This is a genomic window from Pseudomonas orientalis (genome assembly GCF_022807995.1).
Taxonomy (GTDB): domain Bacteria; phylum Pseudomonadota; class Gammaproteobacteria; order Pseudomonadales; family Pseudomonadaceae; genus Aquipseudomonas; species Aquipseudomonas orientalis_B.
Map to the genome: position 1 here is coordinate 3,921,060 of NZ_CP094351.1, position 18,511 is coordinate 3,939,570.

An 18,511-nucleotide genomic window follows, 5' to 3' on the forward strand; every position below is an offset into this window, starting at 1 on the left:
TGGGTAAAAAAAAGAGGCCTCAATGAGGCCTCTTTTTTATTGCAGTTTTGTTAGTTAGTCCGGCTTGCCATCCACCACACCTGCGGTGTTATCCAACAGGCTCTTGGTAGCGGTTTGCAGGAACGACTCAAGCTTCTGCTTGAGTGCCGCTTCGTCCGGCGATTCGGCAATGACCTTGCCGGTCGGGTTGGCGCCCAGTTCGTATTGCCACAACTTCGGTGGCATTTCCTTGGGCAGTACCAGTACGCGGTCCGCCGTCAGCAGGGCGACGGTCTGGTCGCTGCCTGATGGCTTGATCACGCCGAAGCCCTTGTCGCCTTCCGGCAGGTTCAGCAGGTCACGGCCCCAGCACTGGTGCAGGGTGTCACCGCCGAGGCGGCCCATGATGGTCGGCACGATATCGATCTGGGTGCCCACGGTGTGGTCACGCTCGCCGAACTTTTCCTGCATGCCCGGTGCGATCATCAGCATCGGCACGTTGAAACGGCCCAGGTCCATCTCGGTGATCTGCTGCTCGTTGCCGAAGCCGTGGTCGCCCACCACCACGAACAGGGTTTCCTTGAAGTACGGCTCCTTGCGGGCCTTCTCGAAGAACTGGCCCAACGCCCAGTCGGAGTAACGCATGGCCGTCAAATGCTCGTTGAGGCTGCCACGGTCGGTGACTTTCTCAACCGGCAATGGCGTCGGCAACGCGTACGGTGTGTGGTTGGACAGGGTCTGCAGCAGCGCGTAGAACGGCTTGCCGCCTTCGCGGGCCTTCAGTTCTTCCAGGCCACGGTTGAACATGTCCTGGTCGGACACACCCCAGGTCGGGTCGGAAAACACCGGATCGACGAAGTCATTGCGGCCGATGAAGTTGGTCATGCCCTGGTTGCTGAAGAAACCCGACTGGTTGTCCCAGGCGAAGTCGCCGTTGTAGACATACACGTCGTCGAAATCACGCGCGCTCAGCAACTGCGGCAGGCCCGACAGCTTGTGGCTGCCTTCGGGGGTCTGCATCAGGTATTCGAAGCCGGGCAGGTTCGGAAAGCACGCCATGGTGGCGAACATGCCCTGATGGGTGTGGGTGCCGTTGGAGAAGAAGCGATCAAACAACAGGCCTTCCTTGGACAGTTTGTCGAAGTACGGCGTGATATTGCCTGGACGGCCCAGGGCGCCCACCGAGTGACCGGCGAAGCTTTCCATCAGGATCACGACCACGTTCTTGATCGGCAGCGTCTTCTCGGCCGGCGGCGTGAAATCACGGCGCACCGCGGCGGTGTCGGTATCCACCAGCTTCTCGCTCGGCAGCAGCAGCATGTCACGCACGGTCTGGGTGGCCAACGGTTGTTCCAGGGTCGCTTTCCAGACGTTATCGCGATGCGCGGAGAAACGCGCCTTGGCCGCGCCGATCAACGACAGCGTACCGTTCAGGCCCAGCTGGTTGGCGAAGTTCGAGTCGGTGGTGTACACATCACCCCAACGCAACGGCGGGCCCTGGCGCAGGGTGCCACGGATGGCGACCACGGCAACCAGCAGGCACACCACAAACACCGCAATGCGGCTGTACCACGGCGCCACCTGGCGCGTGCCGATGCTGCCGCCGCTGAACGGGCCGCGTGGGCGCGTTGCGCGGTCGGCGCCCTTGAAGGCCATGCTCAGGATCAGCGTGCCCACCGCCCAGGCGAGCAGGTAGCGCACTACCGGGAAGCCATACCAGAGCATGCTCACCACGGTTTTGGGGTCTTCCTTCACATATTGGAAGACCAGGCCGTTGAGGCGCTGGTGGAACTCGCGGTAGAAGTCCATCTCCATCAGGCCCAGGAACAGCGCGATGCTGGACGCGACGGTCAGCCACAGCCGGAAGAACCCGCGCGCCGCCATCGCCCGTACGCTGAACAAGGCCAGCAGCAGCGGGACCAGCAGGTACATCACCAGGCGGATATCCAGGCGCAGGCCGTTGGCGAACGCTTCCAGGAAGGTCGAGGCCGGTGTATCGAGGATCATCTCGCGGTTGTAGACCAGCAACGCCAGGCGCAGCAGGGAGAACATCACCATCATGACCAGTGCGCAGAGCAGCGTGTACGCCAGATGGGATTTGACGGTCGGTTGCAGCAGGCGATTTGAAGCTCGCTGCTGATTCAGGGCGTCCGGGTTTGCCATGTCGTTTTAGGACCCATTGGAAGTTGAAGTTGCGAAATAATGCAGTGGCGTCCGCCCTCGCCCAGGCTGGCCGGGGTGGGCGGTTAACGCGGTGGGGCAAATGGTGCCCGATCAACGGCATCAACGCTATAGATTACTGAACGTGCGCCGCTGCCCTGCCTTCAGTGCGCCAGGGGATGGAGCCTTGGCAGAGGAACAAAGCGGGCGAATTGTCTTGGACGGGATGTGAAAATTTCGTACAGCGAATACTTTCGACACACAAATTCAGCGGGTGTAATCAAACCAATGTGGGAGGGGGCTTGCCCCCGATTTGCGGTGGGTCAGCCCTTTATCTGTTGCTGACTCAGCGCTATCGGGGGCAAGCCCCCTCCCACATTGACGGTGCCCACTCCAGAAGGAGCAGGTTGCTTAGATCCGCACGTTACCGCGTGGCCCGGCGATCGCCCAGATGATCAGGCCCAGGACCGGGAGCAGCAGGATCAACAGAATCCACAGCACCTTGGCCCCCGTGCTCGCGCCGCTCTTGAACACATTGATGATCGCCCAGATGTCCAGCGCGAGGATGATCAGGCCAATCAGGCCATTGAAAGTCGAACCCATGGTGTCGCTCCTAAGTGAGGGCATGCCCTTGTAGGATAGTCAGCCCTGGCGGGGGTTCCGTATTATTTAAACGTGAACGGCAATCTTCAGCGCTTCCAGCGACGGCTCGGCCTTGATGCCGACCTCGGCGCACAGTTCAAGCACACGCGGCAGGTCATTGCCGAACACCAGGACGGCCTGGATGTCGTCGTCGAGCGGTTGGCTGAAGTCGAGCAGCACATAGCCGCCATCTTCCGGGCTCAGGGCGCTCATCTGGATCTGGATGCGATTGAGCGCCGTCAGGCCTTCGGTCTTGGTCAATTGCTTGGGTTTAAGATTGAACGCCACGCCCGGGCCGAAGGAGGCAACGATCTGGGCAAACAGGTCGGCATAGGTATCGGCCTGGAACAGCACCGTCTCCGGCAGGCTGCCGACCACTACCCACTCCCCCAGCGGGATCGGGAAGCTGTCGTCGTAGTTGATATCCGGATTGGCCGCCAGAAAAGCCGCAGGATCCGCGTAAGCCTGAGCCGCCTCATCGGCGATACGCGCCACCTCGTCCGCGCCCATAATGCCGGTGCTGATTTTACTGATGAGTTCGATGAGCGCGGATTTCATGGGCGAGTCCTGTGGCGGGCGGGTTTTGGAGGGCGCGTAGCCTACACCAGTTTTTGCAACGCCGCCGCCGTATCCACCGCGCCCATGGTCTGCGCTGCTGCCAGCGCCGTCGCGCCCTGGGCATCGGTGGCCTTGGGATTGGCCCCCTGGCCCAGCAAGTATTCGAGCATTTCGACACGATTGAACATGGCAGCCATCATCAACGCCGTGCGCCCATCCGAAGACGCCGCTTCCACCGGCGTTCCGCCTTCGATCAGCGCCTTGACCACGGCCAGGTGGCCCTTGAATGCCGCGCCGGCAATCGGCAGTTGGTTCTTGTCATTGGCGATCAACGGATCGGCCTTGAACTCCAACAGCACTTTCACTGCCTCGGCGTGGCCGTGATAGGCGGCGAGCATCAGCAGCGTGTCGCCATTGTGGTTGCGCAAGTTGGCCGGCAAACCTTTGGCCAACAACGCTGCGAGCATGGCGGCATCGCCTTTGCGGGCGACGTCGAAGACCTGCTCGGCAAATTCGGCGGCTTCGTCATCGGTCATTTGTTTGGGCTGGGTCGACATGTAGGGCTCCTTTCTGATCCTTTATATGGCGCCCAGTGTCGCGATGGAGTTCCCTGCTGTCATGGCTTTTTTGTCAAAAGCGGTCATAGGCAGAATCAATAGCGTAGCCCGTTACCGGCCGCCCGTGGCCTGGATGGAATTTATCCGGGAAACGCGTGGTCTGAATCGGTAGGAAAGAGCAGTTGCGCGTAGGAATTAACCGCCTGGATAACGCAAAATGCAGGATGCACGATGGCCTTTCATGCAAATTGCACGAAAACGAAAATCCAGATAATTTATAACGCTCTGATTTATAAGGATTTTTTCTAACATTCAATACTGGCACAATCACTGCACCTATCACTCCATGCTTGCCAACTTGAGCCAATGGAGCTGATAGACATGAGCCTGATCCAAGATAAATTCGCTTCGGTATTTTCCAACTACGACGTCACTACCCAACCGCGTCCGGACGGCGGCATCCTGTTGACCCTGCGTAACAGCGAAGGCAAACAGGTCAAGCGCTCGATCTCGTATCAGCAGCTGCACACCGCCGACCAACTGACCTGGGTGATCAGCGCCATCCGCCGCGACCTGGCCGAACAAGCCAGTGAGCTGCCGCAAATTTCGATGCTGCAAAGCCAGAACCGCTTTGCCTTGCCGACCTACCATTCGGCATAAGCTCCACCGTTAAAAGAAGGGCCGCGACGCCGTTGAGCGTCGCGGCCCTTTTTTATGCCGTCAGTACAGCCCCTGACGCGCTGCCTCATTCATCGCCTGCACGCGGTTATTGACATCGAGCTTGCCGTAGATATTACGCAGATGGAATTTAACCGTGGCCTCGGAGGTGCAGCGAATCCTGCTCATCTCCCAAATGGTCTTGCCCTCGGAGGCCCATCGCAGAATCTCCAGTTCCGTTCTGGTAAGGGGCTTGCCGAGCAGACTCAAGCGTCGTCTGATAGCCGTCGGTACGATTTCCAACGGTTGAAATATCTCCTCTGGGCCACTCATTACTCTCTCCTTTTTATATGCCGATGCGCTGCCACCCTTCGGATTCTTCCTATTGACAGGCGCCATGAACATTGAACAAAGCGAGAGTTACACAACATGAGCAATGAGAGGCCAGGGCCGAGGATAAACAGCCAAGCCCTACAGGTAATAAGGCTTCTTCCCACAGCAAATTCCAACTTGCCTGGGTTGAACATTTAAAAGATTTGTTTTAGTCGTCCAATTTCGCAGCGTCACGGGCGATGTCATTGCCGGTCAACTTCGGTACCGATCCCTCGACGGTGCTGAACAAATGCAGCATTACACAATAAGGATTCTCCCCCATGTCGAACCAATGGGGCATGTGGGCGGGCACGATCAGCAGATCATTCTTCTCACACCGCACGCCGTAGACATATCCGCCAATGCGCAGCGAGCACAGCCCCTGGCCGGCGATAAAGAATCGCGCCTGATGTTCAGCGCAGGTGTGCTCACCCAGACGTTCGGCCTGGAACGCTTCTGTGGAGTGAGCATCGGTCACGCTGACCACCTCGGCACGCGCGTAGCCAAGCGCGTCGATCTGCGTCTGATACGCCGCAATCAGTTGCGCCTCACTGGCGCCTTTTTCGAGTGTGCCGGGTTGCCAGCGCTCAAAGCGCACGCCGTGTTCGGCCAGGGTCGACTGAATGTCGTCGAAGTGGGTCAGCACCTTGTTCGGGGTGTCCGGTGTAGTGAGGTCATAGACAGCGACATAGCTCATTGCACGACTCCTTGGTTCGGCTCTTGCAATCGAAGGCCAATGATAACGGCGGCGGCCAGGGCCGCGATGCTGGCGATACTGAACGTGAGCGTGGGCCCCAGCAGGTTCCAGCTGTAACCGGCATAGAGCGCACCCAGCGCTCCGCCGGTGCCGGCCAATGCGGCGTAAAGCGCCTGGCCCTGGCCTTGCTGACGATCACCGAAACTGCGCTGTACGAAGGCGATGGCCGCCGCATGGAAACTGCCGAATGTGGCGGCATGCAGCACCTGAGCCAGCAACAGCACCCAGAAAAACTCGGCGAATGCGCCGAGCAGCAGCCAGCGCAGCGCCGCCAGCAGGAAACTGGCCAGCAGCACCCGGCGCACCGAAAAACGCGCCAGGATGCGACTCATGGCCAGGAACATCAAGACCTCCGCCACCACCCCGAGCGCCCACAGCAGGCCGATCACGCCGCGGCTGTAGCCCAGGTGTTCAAGGTGCAGCGTCAGAAAGGTGTAATACGGACCATGGCTCATCTGCATCAGCGCCACACAAGCATAAAACGCCAGCACGCCGGGGTTGCGTAACTGCCGCAGAAATCCGTCTCCGGCCAAGCGTTGGCCGTGGCTGGCGGGCTGCGCATTCGGCACCCACAGGCTGGCGCCGATGATACCGGCCATGATCACCACGACCACCACCGGGTAGATATCCACGCTCAGCCAGTCAAACAGACGGCCCATGATCACGACGGTGAGGATAAAGCCGATGGAACCCCACAAGCGGATCTGGCTGTAGCGCGATGTCTGGCGTTGCAGATGAGCCAGGGTGATCACTTCGAACTGCGGCAGCACCGCGTGCCAGAAGAACGCATGCAGGGCCATGACCAAGGCCAGCCAGGCGTAGGTCTTGCTGACGAAAATCAACGAGAAACTCAACAGCGTGCACACCGCGCCGAACCGCACGATGGCCAGGCGGCGCCCCGTGTAGTCGCCCAGCCAGCCCCACAGGTTGGGCGCCACGCAACGCATCAGCATGGGAATGGCCACCAGCTCGCCGATACGCGCGCTGGAGAAACCCAGGTGATCGAAGTACAACGCCAGGAAGGGCGCCGTCGCCCCGAGCAGGGCGAAGTAGAACAGGTAGAAGCTGGAAAGGCGCCAATAAGGGAGGGCTGTCACTGTCAGCCCGTCACAGCTGGCCCAGCACCGGCGTACTCACCTGCACATCGGCATTTTGTCCACGGTTGCGCAGCAGGTGGTCCATCAGCACGATAGCCATCATCGCCTCGGCAATCGGGGTGGCGCGGATGCCGACACATGGGTCGTGGCGGCCCTTGGTGATCATGTCGACCGGGTTGCCGTGTACATCGATCGAACGGCCCGGCGTGGTGATGCTCGACGTGGCCTTGAGCGCCAGGTGCGCAACGATCGGCTGGCCCGAGGAGATGCCACCGAGGATGCCGCCGGCGTTGTTGCTGAGGAAGCCCTGCGGGGTCATCTCATCGCGATGCTCGGTACCGCGCTGGGCCACACAGGCGAAACCGGCGCCGATTTCCACGCCCTTGACCGCATTGATGCTCATCAGCGCGTGGGCCAGTTCGGCGTCGAGACGGTCGAAGATCGGCTCGCCCAGGCCCGGTTTCACGCCCTCGGCCACGACGGTGATCTTCGCACCGACCGAATCCTGGTCGCGGCGCAACTGGTCCATGTAGGCTTCCAGTTCCGGCACCTTGTCCGGGTCCGGACAGAAGAACGCGTTGTCTTCAACGCTGTCCCAGGTCTTGAACGGAATTTCGATCGGACCGAGCTGGCTCATGTAGCCACGGATGACAATGCCTTGGGTCGCCAGGTATTGCTTGGCAATGGCGCCGGCCGCCACGCGCATCGCGGTTTCACGGGCCGAGCTGCGTCCGCCGCCACGGTAGTCGCGTTCACCGTATTTGTGATGGTAGGTGTAGTCGGCGTGGGCCGGGCGGAACAGGTCCTTGATCGCCGAGTAGTCCTTGGACTTCTGGTCGGTATTACGGATCAGCAGGCCGATGGCGCAACCGGTGGTGCGGCCTTCGAACACCCCGGAGAGGATTTCGACTTCGTCGGGTTCCTGGCGCTGGGTGGTATGGCGACTGGTGCCGGGCTTGCGACGGTCCAGATCACGCTGCAGATCCTGCACGGACAGCTCGAGGCCGGGCGGGCAGCCGTCGACAATGGCGACCAACGCCGGGCCATGGCTTTCGCCCGCGGTGGTGACAGTGAACAGCTTGCCGAAGGTATTGCCGGACATGCGGAGCGCTCCGTGATATCAGTTGAATCAAGTCAACCGTAATAACTTAAGGCGGCCAGTATACGCAGGCTAACCGACTAGTTCATCCTCGAAACCTTACCGGTAGACGTTGGTCCAACCGGCACCTCTCCAATGATGGCGCGATGATGCTGCGAGTTCTGCTGTTCACCCTCACCCTGTTTACCGTCGCGGCCCAGGCCGCCTCCCCTGTCGTGCTGCAACGGCCCATCAGCCTCGACACCGGCAGCGGTGAGCTGTTTGGCTCGCTGCTGTTGCCGCAGTCCGACCACCCCGTGCCGGTGGTGCTGATCATCGCCGGTTCAGGCCCCACCGACCGCAACGGCAACAGCGCCGACGGCGCGCGCAACGACAGCCTCAAGCGCCTGGCCTGGGTGCTGGCCCGACACAATATCGCCAGCGTGCGCTATGACAAACGCGGCGTGGCCGCCAGCCTGGCTGCGACCCCGGATGAACGCAACCTGAGCCTTGACGCCTACGTGGCCGACGCCGTGGCCTGGGGCAAGTTGCTCAAGGCCGACAAGCGCATGGGCCCGCTGATTGTGCTGGGCCACAGCGAAGGCGCACTGGTTGCCGCCCTCGCCGCGCCGCAGTTGAACCCGGCCGGGGTGATTTCCTTGTCCGGCAGCGCGCGCCCGGTCGATCAGGTGATTCGCCAGCAACTGGCCGATCACCTGCCCCCGGCCCTGCTGCTGCGCAGCAATGAAATTCTCGATCACCTCAAGGCCGGCCAGGTGGATGACGATGTGCCACGCCCGCTGGAAGGTATTTTCCGACCCAGCGTGCAGCCCTACCTGATCAGCCTGTTCCGCGCCGATCCGTCGGCGGCCTTTGCCCGCTTGAGCATGCCGGCGTTGATCATCCAGGGCACCAACGACATACAGGTCGGCGTAGGCGATGCCCGGCAACTGAAACAGGCCAAGCCCGACGCGCAGTTGACCGTGATCGAAGGCATGAACCATGTGATGCGTATCGTGCCCAACAACGTCAAGCAGCAACTGGCGTCCTACAACGACCCCAAATTGCCCCTCGCCGCCGAGCTGGGCGAGCGGATAGTGCGCTTTATCAACGAACTTGAACCTCGTTAAGCGGCAATTGGCCTCCAGTCCTGGGGAAAACGGCCGATAAGCCCAGGGTCGACAGTAAAAAGACTGTCGGCTCGCAGGGCTTGGACAGGATCGCGCCGCATGACAACCACTGAAGCAACACCAGAATCCAACGCCGATATTCCGGCTGAAACCGAGGCCGTCGCCGCAGCGGCGCTGCCGTGGGCGGACGTACACGCCGAACATTTCAAGATGCTGCGCCTCGCCCCGCTGGCCATCGACCGTGCGACCGGCGCGCGACCCTTGCGCTTTGTGCAGTTCGGTTACGCCGAGCGCCATGACTCCCATCACAGTTTGTTGCGCATGGTGATCCAGTTGCCCGGGCAGCGCGTACGTCGCGAGCAGAACCAGCTGGATATCTGGGTGGATCACGATAAACATCGCGTGCACTTCGGCCCGGGCAACAGCCTGGAAATCGAACCGGCGAACCGCGGCCTTGGTCGCTTCCTGGTGGCCCAGGCCGCGGCCTGGGCCAAGAAGAAGTGGTCACATTACCGCGTCGATGGCGTGGACCTGGCCAACAAGGACGCGCTCAACGAAGCCACGCGCCTGCGCCGCGATCACTTCCTGCGCATTCAGGGCTTTGACGTGGCCTACGCGGACGTGCAACACCTCAAGGGCAATGTGCAGCCGGGCAAGGTCAGCGATGTGCTGGACAGCTGGAACACCGAGAAGGTGCAATTCGTGGAAATCCTCGAAGCCGCGCAGATGCTGCAACAGGCCGAGCAGAAACTGGCCGAGCAGGAAGTGAAATTGCGCAAGGAAGAGGAAAAGGTCCTCAAGTTCAAGCGCGAGGACAGCGGGTTGCGCTTTACCATTACCTGCCTGGTGGCGTTTACCGTGTTTCAGGCGGGACTGTTGATCTGGATTGCCACACACCGGTAACAGCCTGGAATGCAATTAAATGTGGGAGGGGGCTTGCCCCCGATAGCGGTGTGTCAGTTAGCAATGCATCTACTGACACTGCCTCATCGGGGGCAAGCCCCCTCCCACATGACCGAGTTAAACTCGAGCGGCGAAGACGGCCTGATGCGTCCGGCACTGCTCCGCCGTCAACATGAACACCCCATGCCCCCCCCGCTGGAAGTCCAGCCAGGCGAAATCCACTTCCGGGTACAGCGCTTCGACGTGTACCTGGCTGTTGCCCACTTCCACGATCAGCAAACCCTTCTCGGTCAGGTGGTCCGCCGCTTCGGCCAGCATCCGGCGTACCAGGTTCAAACCGTCGTCGCCACACGCCAGGCCCAATTCCGGTTCATGCTGGTATTCATCCGGCATATCGGCGAAATCTTCGGCATCCACGTAGGGCGGGTTCGACACAATCAGATCGAAGCGCTGACCCGGCAGCCCGTCAAAGCCGTCGCCCTGTACGGTGTATACACGCTCATCGACGCCGTGGCGCTCGATGTTCTGGTTGGCTACTTCCAGGGCTTCGAAGGACAGGTCGCCCAGCACCACCTCAGCCTGCGGAAATTCGTAGGCACAGGCGATGCCGATGCAGCCGGAGCCGGCGCACAAGTCCAGAATACGTGCCGGCGGCTGAGCCAGCCAGGGTTCGAAGCGGTTTTCGATCAGCTCGCCGATCGGTGAGCGCGGAATCAGCACGCGCTCATCAACGATAAACGACATGCCGCAGAACCAGGCCTCCTTGAGCAAATAAGCGGTGGGCACCCGTTCATGGATACGGCGATGCAACAAGCGCTGCACGTGGGAGATTTCCTCTTCTTCCAGATTGCAGTCCAGATAGCTGTCGGCAATTTCCCACGGCAGATGCAGGGCGCCGAGTACCAGTTGCCGGGCTTCATCCCAGGCGTTGTCGGTGCCGTGGCCAAAAAACAGGTCTTCCCCATGGAAACGGCTGACAGCCCAACGGATATGGTCGCGCAAGGTGCGCAGGCGGGAAGTGATCACGGGGGCAGACTCCTGGAAAAAACGACTGGCGATTCTAACAGCGTTCACCTCTACCGACGATGTGCGAAATGCCGTTGCCGTATGTCGGATTTCATCCAAATCATCACGAATGGCTTAAACAAGTCCCCCCCTTGACATGGCTGCACGCCAGCAACGGCGTACCTTACGATGGTAGCGATTCACAGAACCGCTCAGCCAGTGGACAATGTCGCAAAAGCCCCCCTCACAGGAGCCCCAGAATGTCCGTTCCAAAGACGATGTTTCAACTCAGCGGTCGTGGTTACGCAGCTGCCAACCTGGCCCATGCGACCCTCGTGATCATCGACGCCCAGAAGGAATACCTCAGCGGCCCACTCGCCCTCTCTGGCATGGACGCAGCGGTCGGTAACATCAAGCAACTGGTGGCCGCTGCGCGCAGCGCCGGACGGCCGATCGTGCATGTGCGCCACCTGGGTACCGTCGGCGGCCTGTTCGATCCGCAAGGCGAGCGCGGCGAATTCATCCCCGGCCTGGAACCTGAAGGCGACGAAACCATTATCGGCAAGCTGCTGCCCAGCGCCTTTCACGGCACCGGCCTGGAAAAACACCTGCAGGACCTGGGTTCTCTGGACCTGATCGTTTGCGGATTCATGAGCCACTCCAGCGTCAGCACCACGGTACGCGCCGCCAAGAACCTCGGTTTTCGCTGCACCCTGGTGGAAGATGCCTGTGCCACACGCGACTTGCCCTGCAAAGGTGGCGTGCTCAGTGCCGAGCAGGTGCAGCAAACCGAAATGGCCATCATGGCCGACAACTTCGCGACCCTGGCGTTGACCAAAGATCTGATCTGATCGTCTCTCTGATGAGCGGTGTGCCCATGTTCATTGCCCCGCTCAGCCACAACGCCTGCTCATTTCGCGCATTTGCCTCGGGCACAGGAACAACCTGTGTATCTTCCGGTCGAAGGGCCGATACCCTGGAGGAAAGGTCGGAATGAAGATATCCGATGGTTTTGATGCTCGTCGCTTGCGCCCCAAGGGCCCGAGCAATTGGCGTCTGCGCCTGGTGGCGGGCATTGCCGCGCTGCTGGCGATTGTAGGTCTGCTGTTGGCGGGCGCTGGTGGCGCCGGTCTGTTTGGGCATTCACCGGCACTCGGCGAACTGAACGCCAGCCCTGGCGGCTCGGCGATCCTGCTGGGGATCGGCCTGTTGGTGCTGTGGTTGGGTGTATGGCTATGGCGTCGCAGCCGTCGAAAAATGCGCCAGCCGCTGTCATTGAATATCGCCTCGCACCTGATGAAAAAGCACGACTAATGGCGCTTGGATAGTATTTGCCGCGCCCCAGCCGCCGCGATTTAGGTAAACTGCCCGCCCTTCGCGGAGGCTGACATGCAAGACGACGATTTTTCCCTGTTCAAGAACGAGCTGCGCGGCGTCAAGCCGATCAAGCACGACCGTGCCGACACCGGCAAACCCAAGACTGACCGGGCGCAAATCGCCAAGCTGCGCCAGGCCGCGACCGTGCGCACCGATGCCACCACCGTGGATGGTTTGTCGGATCAGTTCGTGATCGACGTCGGCCCCGAAGATGAGTTGATGTGGGCCCGCGACGGGGTGCAGGAAAGCCAGATGCGCAAGCTCAAGGCCGGCCAGATCCCGTTCGAGGGCAGCCTCGACCTGCACGGCATGACCGTGGAGAAGGCGCGGGAAACCCTGTGGGCCTTCCTCGCCGAAGCCACCAGGTTCGAAATCCGCTGCGTGCGGGTCACCCACGGCAAGGCCGTGCGGCTGGACGGCAAGCGGCCGATGATCAAGAGCCACGTCAACACCTGGCTGCGCCAACACACCCAAGTACTCGGCTTTACCTCCTGCCAGGCCCGCCACGGCGGGGCCGGCGCGGTGTATGTGATGCTCAAGCGCACCATGATGGAAGGCCGCGACGAGTAAAGTGCCATCGTCAGGCTTGCAGCGATGGGTCCGCCACCGTAACCTTGCGCTTTGCGAAAATCCCACAGGTAGTTTCATGTCCCTGGAACAGAATTACACCGAGATCCTCGGCCAACTCGGCGAGGACGTCTCCCGCGAGGGCCTGCTCGACACGCCAAAGCGTGCCGCCAAAGCAATGCAGTACCTCTGCCGCGGTTATGAACAGACGCTCGAAGAAGTCACCAATGGCGCCTTGTTCAGCTCCGACAACAGCGAAATGGTGCTGGTCAAGGACATCGAGTTGTACTCGCTGTGCGAGCACCACCTGCTGCCGTTTATCGGCAAGGCCCACGTGGCGTACATCCCGAGCGGCAAAGTGCTGGGTTTGTCGAAGGTTGCGCGGATCGTCGACATGTATGCGCGTCGCCTGCAGATCCAGGAAAACCTCAGCCGCCAGATCGCCGATGCGGTGCTGGAAGTGACCGGCGCCCTCGGCGTGGCGGTGGTGATCGAGGCCAAGCACATGTGCATGATGATGCGCGGTGTGGAAAAACAGAATTCGTCGATGATCACGTCGGTGATGCTCGGTGAGTTCCGCGACAACGCGGCCACCCGCAGCGAATTTCTCAGCCTGATCAAGTAAGTGGCTGTGCAGGAAAAACCGGCGTTCATCGCCGGTTTTTTTTCGCCCGCAAAATTCAGGTAAGCTGCGGCCCCTTCTCCATGGGCAAGAGGCTTTCAGCCATGTTCGTCAAAGCACTTCGAGTCGGCCTCGGCCAGATCATCATCGCCGGCGACTTCCTGACCCGTCCGCGCAAAAAGCAGCGCCCTGCCGAACAACAGGCGCAGGTGAACGCAGCGGCCAGGGACCTGACCCTGTATCAGTTCCACGCCTGCCCGTTCTGCGTGAAGACACGTCGTACCCTGCACCGCCTGAATGTGCCGGTAGCGCTCAAGGACGCGAAGAACAACGCACAGGATCGCCAGACCCTGTTGGAACAAGGCGGCAAGATCAAGGTGCCGTGCCTGCGTATCGAAGAAAACGGCCAGACCACCTGGATGTATGACTCCAAGGTGATCATCGATTACCTGGACAAGCGCTTCGCCGCGATCTGACAGACCTGCGCGGATCCACTGTGGGAGGGGCGGTGCGACGATTCGACTTGCCCCCGATGACGGTGGGTCAGCGACAACAGAGCTGGCTGACACACCGCATCGGGGGCAAGCCCCTTCCCACATTTGGACCGGGATCGACAAAAAAAACCGGTCGGCTCCAAGGCCGCCGCGCTTTTGATTTTGATCTTAGGCGCCCCGTTAAACCACGCTGGCCGAACGCAGGCTTGAATTCGTGGGTAACCCGGCAGGACGCCGGGTTAGCCGCACTGGGCCAGGGATGGCCCATTGCGGCGGCCCACGGATTCAAGCCTGCGTTCGGGCACACCGAGCCCAAGCGAGGTGCCGAGTGGTGGGGCAAGAGCGTTTTGCTTACTTTTGACTGGGCCGGCATTCCGGCTTTTCAAAAGTGAGCCGCTGTAAAAGCGGAACCCTTAGTAGCCGTTACCGCAGAAACGGATATGTACTCGGGCTGATCCAACATCCTGATCGGTTCTGGGGCCGCTATCGGGGCAAGTCGAATCGTCGCACCGCCCCTCCCACATTCAGTTCGGTGTCGGCAAATCCAGGTCCAGCAGTGCCGAACCCAGGCACTTGCCATGGGCATCCAGCGCCAGCGAGCGGGTCACGCCACCACGCAAGATGCCCGGCAACACAAAATTCAGCGCCTGCACATTGGGCAACTCATAACGCCGGACCGGCGCAGCGCCGGGTTCCAGCAAATCGGCAAAGCACTCGGCCACCCGCTCCGCCGTAAGCTGTTCGCACAGCAATGGATAGTCTTCGGCGCGATAGGCAATGATCGAGACGTTCGACGTGTCGCCCTTGTCCCCGGTGCGGGAATGGGCCAGCGTGTGCAGTTTCATCCTTCAATCCTCGGTTTGACTTGATCACGGGACAGCAGCAACGATGCCACCGCCACCACCTGGCGCACGCTCTTGCTCGCGCCACCGCCGCCGGCGGGGCCGTTGGTATAAAGGGTTTCCACTTCATTGCCGACGCGCACGGCGTCGCCGCGATCCTCACAACGGGCAGCGACGCGCAGGCGCACTTCCCAGGGCTCGACGTCACTGCGCGGCCCATGCAAAGCGTCCATGCCGATCAACTCCGCGCGTACGTCCTGCATCGTCACGCCGATCAGTTCCAGACGCTTGAGCACTACATCCCGTGCCAACTGCGCCCGCGCGACAGCGCCCGGACCGCCGTAGGACATCTGCCCTTCACCAATCCAGCCATCCAGATAACCGACGCTGACCTTCAGCTGTTCAGGCCGGGCACGGCCGTCGGCTCCCTGAACACGCACCCGATCAACGCCCTCCTCGGCAAAGCCCACCTGTGAAAAATCGGCCGTGACATCCGGGGTCAAATACGCTTGCGGGTCATGCACTTCGTAGATCAGTTGTTCGCTGCAGGTGGCGCGGCTGACCTGCCCCCCGGAGCCCGCCACCTTGGTGATCAACGCGTGGCCATCGGCGTCGACCTCGGCCAACGGAAAGCCCAGGCGCGCCAGGTCATCCACATCCTTTAAGCCTGGGTCGGCGAAATAACCACCGCTGACCTGCCCCGCACATTCAAGCAAATGCCCGACCAGCGTGCCCCTGCCCAGGCGCTGCCAATCGTCGGCAGCCCAGTCGAACTCAAACATCTGCGGCGCGAGAAACAATGATGGATCGGCCACGCGCCCCGTAATCACTACATCGGCGTCGGCGCGCAGGGCCTCGGTAATGCCCTCCACGCCCAGGTAGGCATTCGCCGAAATCAGCCGGTCACCCAGTGCGCCCAGGGTCTGGCCGTTGTCCAGCCTCTGCTCCGGCCGCAACGCCGATAGCACGTCGTCGCCCAGCACGGCCACCACTTTGAGGTTCACGCCCAGCTCACCGGCAATGCGCCGCACTTCAACGGCGGCCGCCACCGGGTTGGCCGCGCCCATATTGGTGATCACGCGCAGACGGCGGCGACCCGGTTGCCGCCCGACAAAGGGCAGCACACGGTGCATGCGCTCGCTCAACAAGGGGTCGTAGCCGCCTGCCGGATCACTGATACGCGCCTGTTGCGCCAGGGCAATCGTGCGTTCGGCCAGGCATTCGAATACCAGGTAATCCAGGTCGCCCCGTTCGGCCAGTTCCACGGCGGGTTCGATACGGTCACCGGAGTAGCCGGCGCCGGCGCCGATGCGCAAGGTTTTCATCTCAGATAACTCCTCTTATATAACGCCCAGGAGCAGCGCGGTCAGGGTCATCAACACCGACGCGGCAAACAGAAAAGGAATGGTGAAGCGCTGGTGATCGGCCAGTTCAATCTTGCACAGGCCCACCAGCAGGAAGGTCGCGGGGGTCAGCGGGCTGACCGGGAAACCGGTGGTGTGCACGCCCAGCAACGAGGCCTGGGCCACTTGCAACGGGTCGACGCCCAGCGCCTTGCCGACTTCGGCGATCACCGGCATCACGCCGAAATAGTAGGAATCGGGATCGAACAACATGCTCAGCGGCATGGAAATAAAACCCACCACCGCTGGAATCAACTTGCCATGGCCGGCCGGAATCTGCGCCACCGCCACTTCGGCAATCGCCTTGAGCATGCCGGTGCCTTGCATGATGCCGGTGAACACGCCCGCGGCGAGCAGGATACTGGCCATGGTCAGGGCGGTTTTGGCATGGGCGTCGATACGCGCGCGCTGGGCGTCGACGTTGGGGTAGTTGACGCACAGCGCCACCACGGTGCCGAGCATGAACATCACCACCGGGTCGACCCAGCCGGCGATCATCACCACCATCACCAGCACGGTGAGCAGCAGGTTGACCCAGAACAGCCGCGGACGGCGCAACCTGATGTCGTCATCACTGAGCACCCGTTGCGGCACCGCGTCCACGTTGGAACCGGCGCCCAGGCCCAGGCGCTTCTCTTCCCGACGGCCAAGCCACCAGGCGCAGGCGAACACAAAGATCAGCCCGACGATCTGCACCGGGATCAGCGGCTGGAACAGGTCCGCCACCGGCACATGCAACGCCGCGGACGAGCGCAGCACCGGGCCGGTCCACGGCAGGAAGTTGACCCCGGCGGCCATCGCACAGACACAGGCCAGGATGCGCTTGTCGATGCCCAGCCGGGTGTACAACGGCAACATAGCCGGCACCGTCACCAGAAAGGTCACCGCGCCGGAGCCGTCCAGGTGCACCAGCAGCGCCAGGGTCGCGGTGCCGACGACAATCCGTGTAGGACGCGTGCCCACCGTGCGCAGGATGCGATCGATGATCGGGTCGAGCATGCCGGCGTCGGTCATGATCCCGAAGAACAGGATCGCGAACACAAACATGCCCACCACCGGGGCGACGTTCTTGATACCGGTGATGATGAACCCGCTGGTTTGCAGGCCGAAGCCACCGATCAGCGCGGCGATGATCGGCAAGGCAATCAGAGCCACCAGGGGCGAGAGGCGCTTGCTCATGACGGCGGCAAGCAGGCAGAGGATGGTGATGACACCCAGGGTTGCGAGCATGGGGTACTCCAGGACGGCCTTGGTGGCCGGTTATTGTTTTCCCTGGAGTATTGGAAGCGGGTTAGTCTTTGTAAATTGGAATATTCGGCATAGCACGTTCGTAAAAACAAAATGAAGCGGCCCTTATGAAAAACAGCATCCAGCATATCCAGGCCTTCCTTGCCGTTGCGCGTACCGGCAGTTTCACCAAGGCCGCCAATGAGCTGCACCTGTCTCCCTCAGCTCTCACCGTGCAAGTGCAACAGCTGGAGGACTGGCTGGGTGTCGCCCTGCTCGACCGCAGCCCGCGCCATGTGAGCATCACCGCCGCCGGCCAGGCGGCGCGTGGCCCCATGGAAAAACTGCTGCTGGACCTGGACAACATTGTCACCGGCTCGCGCGACCTCGCCGCCCTGCGCCGGGGCGTGGTCAGTATCGCCGCCCTGCCCTCGGTGTGCGCCGGCAGCCTGCCGCCGGTGTTGCGCCTGTTTCGCGAGCGATTCGCCGGCATTGAAGTACGCCTGCATGACCTGGTGGCCCATCGCATTCATGCCCAGGTGCGTTCCGGCGAGGTGGATTTCGGCATCGGCGTGCGTGCACGCCTCAGTCACGGCCTGGACTTCGTACCGGTGTTGAATGATCGACTGTGCGCGTTTGTGCCATTGAACCATGGGCTGACGCGCTATCGGTCACTGACCTTGGAGCAACTGGCAGACCAACCGATCATCCTGACTGGACGCGACAGCAGCGTGCGCGAGCAAGTGGACGCGCTGTTCGACCAGACACGGCTGACGCTGAACGCGGGCATGGAGGCCAACTACATGTCCACGGTATTGGCGTTGGTGCGCCAGGGCTTAGGGATCAGTGTGCTGCCGGAGTCGGCGGCGGACAGCCTGGAGGGGTTGCAGCGGATCACGATCGATCATCCCGGCGTGAACCGGGAGATCGGGTTGATCACTCGCAGTGGGATAGCGTTAAGCCCGGCAGCACAGCGCTGCTTTGACCTGCTAAATAACGAGTTATCTGACTCACCATTGAGCTAAATGGTCGCAGAGCGCTTGGCGATCACCACCCTCTGCAGGAGCGAGCTTGCTCGCGAAAA

General features: G+C 61.4%; 21 protein-coding genes. 9 read left to right on the forward strand and 12 right to left on the reverse strand.

Annotated features, from left to right (window positions below):
* Nucleotides 1-54: 54 nt before the first annotated feature.
* The 4 genes from MRY17_RS17380 to MRY17_RS17395 all read right to left on the reverse strand — a co-directional run bounded on the left by MRY17_RS17380 (nt 55) and on the right by MRY17_RS17395 (nt 3,896).
* Nucleotides 55-2,142 (reverse strand): LTA synthase family protein, encoded by a 2,088-nt coding sequence (locus MRY17_RS17380; RefSeq protein WP_191952088.1) that lies wholly within the window; start codon nt 2,140-2,142, stop codon nt 55-57.
* Nucleotides 2,143-2,550: 408 nt separating this feature from the next.
* Nucleotides 2,551-2,742 carry a PLDc N-terminal domain-containing protein gene (locus MRY17_RS17385; RefSeq protein WP_003172956.1) on the reverse strand — a complete coding sequence of 64 codons (192 nt, stop codon included), beginning with the start codon at nt 2,740-2,742 and terminating at the stop codon, nt 2,551-2,553.
* A 66-nt stretch (nt 2,743-2,808) separates the two neighbouring features.
* Nucleotides 2,809-3,339, reverse strand: a complete 531-nt coding sequence (locus MRY17_RS17390) for a hypothetical protein (protein ID WP_181285067.1) — start codon at nt 3,337-3,339, stop codon at nt 2,809-2,811.
* A gap of 41 nt (nt 3,340-3,380) precedes the next feature.
* Nucleotides 3,381-3,896 carry an ankyrin repeat domain-containing protein gene (locus MRY17_RS17395; protein ID WP_191955713.1) on the reverse strand — a complete coding sequence of 172 codons (516 nt, stop codon included), beginning with the start codon at nt 3,894-3,896 and terminating at the stop codon, nt 3,381-3,383.
* Nucleotides 3,897-4,277: 381 nt separating this feature from the next.
* On the opposite strand from MRY17_RS17395, the gene MRY17_RS17400 reads away from it, so the two are divergent.
* Nucleotides 4,278-4,556, forward strand: coding sequence for a DUF3509 domain-containing protein (locus MRY17_RS17400; protein WP_003172952.1), 279 nt, complete (start codon nt 4,278-4,280; stop codon nt 4,554-4,556).
* A gap of 60 nt (nt 4,557-4,616) precedes the next feature.
* Here MRY17_RS17400 and MRY17_RS17405 read toward each other — a convergent pair whose 3' ends face one another.
* The 4 genes from MRY17_RS17405 to aroC all read right to left on the reverse strand — a co-directional run bounded on the left by MRY17_RS17405 (nt 4,617) and on the right by aroC (nt 7,881).
* A complete protein-coding gene (locus MRY17_RS17405; protein ID WP_181285066.1) occupies nt 4,617-4,886 on the reverse strand; it encodes a response regulator transcription factor in 270 nt (89 codons plus the stop codon).
* A gap of 208 nt (nt 4,887-5,094) precedes the next feature.
* Nucleotides 5,095-5,622, reverse strand: coding sequence for an acireductone dioxygenase (locus MRY17_RS17410; protein ID WP_243352580.1), 528 nt, complete (start codon nt 5,620-5,622; stop codon nt 5,095-5,097).
* Nucleotides 5,619-6,779, reverse strand: coding sequence for an MFS transporter (locus MRY17_RS17415; protein ID WP_243352581.1), 1,161 nt, complete (start codon nt 6,777-6,779; stop codon nt 5,619-5,621). Before MRY17_RS17415 ends, MRY17_RS17410 begins: the two co-directional genes overlap by 4 nt.
* A 10-nt stretch (nt 6,780-6,789) precedes the next feature.
* The gene (aroC, locus tag MRY17_RS17420) at nt 6,790-7,881 is read right to left on the reverse strand and encodes a chorismate synthase (RefSeq protein WP_243352582.1); all 1,092 of its coding nucleotides are present in this window, start codon (nt 7,879-7,881) and stop codon (nt 6,790-6,792) included.
* A 143-nt stretch (nt 7,882-8,024) separates the two neighbouring features.
* On the opposite strand from aroC, the gene MRY17_RS17425 reads away from it, so the two are divergent.
* A complete protein-coding gene (locus tag MRY17_RS17425; RefSeq protein ID WP_243352583.1) occupies nt 8,025-8,987 on the forward strand; it encodes an alpha/beta hydrolase in 963 nt (320 codons plus the stop codon).
* A 99-nt stretch (nt 8,988-9,086) separates the two neighbouring features.
* On the forward strand, nt 9,087-9,890 hold the full coding sequence (locus MRY17_RS17430; protein WP_191952095.1) for a hypothetical protein: 804 nt from the start codon (nt 9,087-9,089) through the stop codon (nt 9,888-9,890).
* A gap of 117 nt (nt 9,891-10,007) precedes the next feature.
* Here the strand turns inward: MRY17_RS17430 and prmB are convergent, their stop codons facing one another.
* Nucleotides 10,008-10,916 (reverse strand): 50S ribosomal protein L3 N(5)-glutamine methyltransferase, encoded by a 909-nt coding sequence (gene prmB / locus MRY17_RS17435; protein WP_181285131.1) that lies wholly within the window; start codon nt 10,914-10,916, stop codon nt 10,008-10,010.
* Between the two features lie 239 nt (nt 10,917-11,155).
* On the opposite strand from prmB, the gene MRY17_RS17440 reads away from it, so the two are divergent.
* The 5 genes from MRY17_RS17440 (at nt 11,156) to MRY17_RS17460 (ending at nt 13,937) form a co-directional block, all read left to right on the forward strand.
* Nucleotides 11,156-11,746 (forward strand): cysteine hydrolase family protein, encoded by a 591-nt coding sequence (locus MRY17_RS17440; RefSeq protein ID WP_191952097.1) that lies wholly within the window; start codon nt 11,156-11,158, stop codon nt 11,744-11,746.
* Between the two features lie 142 nt (nt 11,747-11,888).
* On the forward strand, nt 11,889-12,209 hold the full coding sequence (locus MRY17_RS17445) for a hypothetical protein (protein WP_065887960.1): 321 nt from the start codon (nt 11,889-11,891) through the stop codon (nt 12,207-12,209).
* 75 nt (nt 12,210-12,284) lie between these two features.
* On the forward strand, nt 12,285-12,842 hold the full coding sequence (locus tag MRY17_RS17450) for a Smr/MutS family protein (RefSeq protein ID WP_191952098.1): 558 nt from the start codon (nt 12,285-12,287) through the stop codon (nt 12,840-12,842).
* A 76-nt stretch (nt 12,843-12,918) separates the two neighbouring features.
* Nucleotides 12,919-13,464 carry a GTP cyclohydrolase I FolE gene (gene folE, locus MRY17_RS17455; RefSeq protein ID WP_057700852.1) on the forward strand — a complete coding sequence of 182 codons (546 nt, stop codon included), beginning with the start codon at nt 12,919-12,921 and terminating at the stop codon, nt 13,462-13,464.
* Nucleotides 13,465-13,565: 101 nt separating this feature from the next.
* The gene (locus tag MRY17_RS17460; RefSeq protein ID WP_181285127.1) at nt 13,566-13,937 is read left to right on the forward strand and encodes a glutathione S-transferase N-terminal domain-containing protein; all 372 of its coding nucleotides are present in this window, start codon (nt 13,566-13,568) and stop codon (nt 13,935-13,937) included.
* Between the two features lie 542 nt (nt 13,938-14,479).
* Here the strand turns inward: MRY17_RS17460 and MRY17_RS17465 are convergent.
* Genes MRY17_RS17465 through MRY17_RS17475 form a run of 3 tightly spaced genes read right to left on the reverse strand, consistent with a single transcriptional unit; the run spans nt 14,480 to nt 17,430 of the window.
* Nucleotides 14,480-14,800, reverse strand: a complete 321-nt coding sequence (locus tag MRY17_RS17465) for an AtuA-related protein (RefSeq protein ID WP_191952099.1) — start codon at nt 14,798-14,800, stop codon at nt 14,480-14,482.
* Nucleotides 14,797-16,122 (reverse strand): acyclic terpene utilization AtuA family protein, encoded by a 1,326-nt coding sequence (locus MRY17_RS17470; RefSeq protein WP_191952100.1) that lies wholly within the window; start codon nt 16,120-16,122, stop codon nt 14,797-14,799. Before MRY17_RS17470 ends, MRY17_RS17465 begins: the two co-directional genes overlap by 4 nt.
* Before the next feature lie 15 nt (nt 16,123-16,137).
* A complete protein-coding gene (locus MRY17_RS17475; protein ID WP_243352584.1) occupies nt 16,138-17,430 on the reverse strand; it encodes a CitMHS family transporter in 1,293 nt (430 codons plus the stop codon).
* 125 nt (nt 17,431-17,555) lie between these two features.
* Here MRY17_RS17475 and MRY17_RS17480 point away from each other — a divergent pair, with 125 nt between their 5' ends.
* Nucleotides 17,556-18,452, forward strand: coding sequence for a LysR family transcriptional regulator (locus tag MRY17_RS17480; RefSeq protein WP_243352585.1), 897 nt, complete (start codon nt 17,556-17,558; stop codon nt 18,450-18,452).
* Nucleotides 18,453-18,511 lie beyond the last annotated feature (59 nt).